4 protein-coding genes are annotated in these 3,470 nt (G+C 44.8%); 2 read left to right on the top strand and 2 right to left on the bottom strand.

Translation table 11 applies throughout. The annotated features are described in order from the left end of the window. Window positions 1-15 precede the first annotated feature (15 nt). The gene (locus ACWB1W_RS07110; RefSeq protein WP_479370683.1) at window positions 16-504 is read right to left on the bottom strand and encodes a 6-pyruvoyl trahydropterin synthase family protein; all 489 of its coding nucleotides are present in this window, start codon (window positions 502-504) and stop codon (window positions 16-18) included. A 34-nt stretch (window positions 505-538) separates the two neighbouring features. On the opposite strand from ACWB1W_RS07110, the gene lgt reads away from it, so the two are divergent. Both lgt and ACWB1W_RS07100 read left to right on the top strand, forming a co-directional pair. Further along, the gene (gene lgt / locus ACWB1W_RS07105; RefSeq protein WP_479370682.1) at window positions 539-1,357 is read left to right on the top strand and encodes a prolipoprotein diacylglyceryl transferase; all 819 of its coding nucleotides are present in this window, start codon (window positions 539-541) and stop codon (window positions 1,355-1,357) included. A gap of 3 nt (window positions 1,358-1,360) precedes the next feature. Continuing rightward, a complete protein-coding gene (locus tag ACWB1W_RS07100; protein ID WP_479370681.1) occupies window positions 1,361-2,560 on the top strand; it encodes a glycosyltransferase in 1,200 nt (399 codons plus the stop codon). Here ACWB1W_RS07100 and ACWB1W_RS07095 read toward each other — a convergent pair. Further along, the gene (locus tag ACWB1W_RS07095; RefSeq protein ID WP_479370680.1) at window positions 2,551-3,306 is read right to left on the bottom strand and encodes an MOSC domain-containing protein; all 756 of its coding nucleotides are present in this window, start codon (window positions 3,304-3,306) and stop codon (window positions 2,551-2,553) included. The two genes, ACWB1W_RS07100 and ACWB1W_RS07095, sit on opposite strands and share 10 nt — an antisense overlap. Window positions 3,307-3,470: the final 164 nt, after the last annotated feature.

Below are 3,470 nucleotides of genomic sequence, written 5' to 3'. Positions count from 1 at the left end.
AAACTAAAACCCTCATTACTCCCCCTTATACTCCGCTTTTGAGGTTGCTGTTTCCCAAAGAACCACCTTTACGATCTTTATTTCTCCGAGTAGACCGGCTTCCTCTAACCTTTTCTTGAGAAAATCGTAAAAGAATTTAGCGAGTGCCTCTGCTGTTGGACAGAAATCAACAGGAAATATCTTAAAAGCCCCGTATTTTTCGGCAACTTCTTTTAGCTCGGTGTACATAGGGTCGTTCACGTCAATTATAAAGCTATGGTCCATTTCGTCTATCAGGTCCTTAAGGGCATTCTTAACGTGGTAAAAGTCCATTACCATGTCCTGCTCACTCAGTGTATCCGAACCAATGGTTACCTCAAGGACGTAACTGTGTCCGTGGAGGTTAACACACTTGTTTATGGGTTTTTCCTTAGTAAACTGGGCTCCCCTTCCGTGGGTAAGGTTCTGTTTCCATACCCTGTGTCCCGCTTCAAACCTAAAGATTTTGCTTATTTCCCACTTCATAATATCCTTTATTAATTATAAGGAGGTAAAGAGTTTGTTTCCTTACTCTATATCAGTTTTCGGGCTACAGATAAACCTATACGGCCTTCTTGTGGCTCTTGGAGTTGTTGTCGGATACTTTCTCGTTCTGAGGCTTGCAAAGAGGGAAGGCATTGATACGAGGGCTGTTGATAACACATTCCTTATCGCGGTTCTTTTCGGAATTGTAGGAGCAAGGATAGCTTACGCGATTGAACACCCTTACGAGTTTCACGACCTTATTGATTACGTAGCCATATGGAAGGGCGGTGTTTCCTTTTACGGAGGTCTCATAGGGGGAATAATCGGGGCACTTATCGGTATAAAGCTCTTCAGTCTTCCACTATGGAAGTCAGCGGATATAGCGGCTCCCGCCATAGCCTTGGCTCACTTTTTCGGGAGGCTCGGGTGCACCGCTGCCGGATGTTGCTACGGAAAGCCGTTCCCCTACGCCACGAGTAACGAGGTAGGTATACACTTCACCGATAAGTTCCCCTTCTTTTACGTTGTTTTTCCGAAAGGTGCGGTTGCACCTCCTTACGTTCCCCTCTACCCCACCCAGCTTATGGAGGCCTTCGGGAATTTATTGATATTCTTAGTTCTCCTATTTGTATACAAGAGAAAACCCTTTGACGGGTTTGTATTCTCACTATACCTGTTCCTTTACGGAACCGAGAGGTTTTTTCTTGAGTTTTTAAGGGGTGTTACACCTCCCCTTCCGGTTATAGGTCTCACGTGGAATCAAGTGGTTTCCCTTATACTTGTTCTGGGTTCCGTTATTCTCATGTTCACCCTCAAGAAAACACCTTCGGAAGGTTTGTATGATAGACTATGAGTTATGAAATTGGCATTTTTGAGACCGGGAGAGCTGGGAGCACCCGCAAAGCACATTTACGCACTCCTTGAATACCTAAAGGAAAAAGGTGTTGAGATAAGGGAATATGACCTAAAGGAACGCTCCCCTCAGGAAGTTGTTAACGAGCTTGAGGAGTGGCGTCCCCTCTTTTTAATGGACGTGAACGCGACCGGAGTAATAGTCGGTGAGAGAGAAGGGAAGAAGTATATACTTTCAGACCTGCTGGGAGTAGTTCACCTGAGCTTTTTCGTTGAGGACCCCCTTCTCTTCTTCCCCGCCTTTGAGGGAGTTGAGAAGCCGAAAAACTTCATAGCTTTTATAACGGACCTGAAGCACACCGATAGCTTAAACCTTCTCGGTATATCAAACGTGAGTTACGTTTCCCCCTTTGTAAACGAAAAGCTCTTTCCCGAAGAGGAAGAAAAGGATATTGAAATAGCTTTTGTGGGGCCTGTTATTGACCCGCAGGTGATAGTTAACGCAGTTTCCCAGAACTATCCCCAGGAGATAATACCTTTCTTCTTTGAAACGGGAGAGTTTATGTTCAGAAACCCCGAGGTTCACGTTCTCACCGCTTTTAATTACATATACGGCCTCTTTAACCCTCAAGCTCAGGAAACCTTTAACAAGTGGAGGGAGGAAAACCCGAGTAAGTTCCTGAGACTCCTTAACGATACCGTTGCATATACGACGATGAGAAGGAAAACCTACCTCCTTAAGTTCCTTGAAGGTATGGAGGTAAAGATACTCGGGGAGTATCAGGGAAACCTCTTTGAGGGACACGAAGCCATAAAGGTGAGCTCCTACGAACAGCTTCTTAAGTATTACTCCTCAGCAAACCTGACAATTTTCGTATCACCCCAATCAATACCAACGGGGCTCAGCTTTGTTCCCCTTGAGGCTATGTATATGGGGAGTGCGGTAATGGTTGATTACAAGGGAACGCTTCCAGGGTTTCTAAAGCCCGAAGAGGAAGTAATAACTTATGCACCTTTAGACCGTGCGGACCTGGAAGAAAAAGTCATCTTTTATATGGAAAACAGGGATGCGTTAAGAGAGGTAGCCGAAAAAGGACGCCAAGCGGTAAGGGAAAGGTTCAAGGTAAACGACAGGGGAGAATTTGTCCACAACATACTAAAGGACATAGAAAGACAATACTCACAGGCTGGAACTCAGAACTGAACCTCGTCCCCCCTCCTTAAGACCTTTCCCCACTCACTTTTCGGTATATTTGTGTTCAAACAAAGTCTGTAGTAGGTGTTAAAAATCTCCTTAGGGACGTTCGGAAGGAGCTTTTCCCTTCTCTTTTCGGTAAAAATCTTTACGAAGTTTTTCGTAGGCTCTCCGGTGTAGGGATTTCTCGTCGGAACGGGACAACGTTTTGAAACATTAACTCCTTCTATCTCAACGTTACCGACCTTGAACCTTTTTCCTACAAGGCTGTCCTCCCAAAAGGAAGGAGTGCTTTCAATTTCAAGGTTTGCCCTGAAGCGTCTTCTTGCCTCATCTTCGGTTATGTTAAACCAGGATGCTACTTCCCTTAAGGTGCTCCTGCTTACAACCGTCGGGCCGTGGGCTTTTCTGTCGTCGGGGAAACCCCCTTTTTCGTTTCTCTTCATATACACTCTGTAGCCGAGAAACTCCGAAAAGAACTCACCGACTTTATCAATCTCGTCAAAACTGAAAGTATAACTTTCTTTTTCCAGTCTGAACTCAAAGATTTCTTTTTTAAAGTCGACGAAACTCCTTATTAAATGAAGTCTTTTTTCCCTCTTTGCGTTTACAACTCTGTTTTCCTCGTCTAATAATGCGAAAACCCTATCTCCCTCAAGGGAACCCTTTTCGGATATCCTTACACTTTCCAACTCAACCGGGTCAAGACTTTTTATAGGATAAATGAGAATCTTGAAAAGGTAGGGTTTTCCCATAGATGTATTAGGATAGCATAGTGACCTCCTCCCCTCATCAAAGATGAGGGGCTTCCCGCTTCAACGAGGGCTTAGCCCTCTCCACGGGCGTTACTTCCCCGCGGTCCACGGGTAGGGCAGACATTAAGAGGTCTACCAGCCCTTTTAATTTAACTAAAAATATT

This window comes from Aquifex sp. (assembly GCF_056494385.1).
This window is presented reverse-complemented; position numbering and strand designations above follow the sequence as displayed.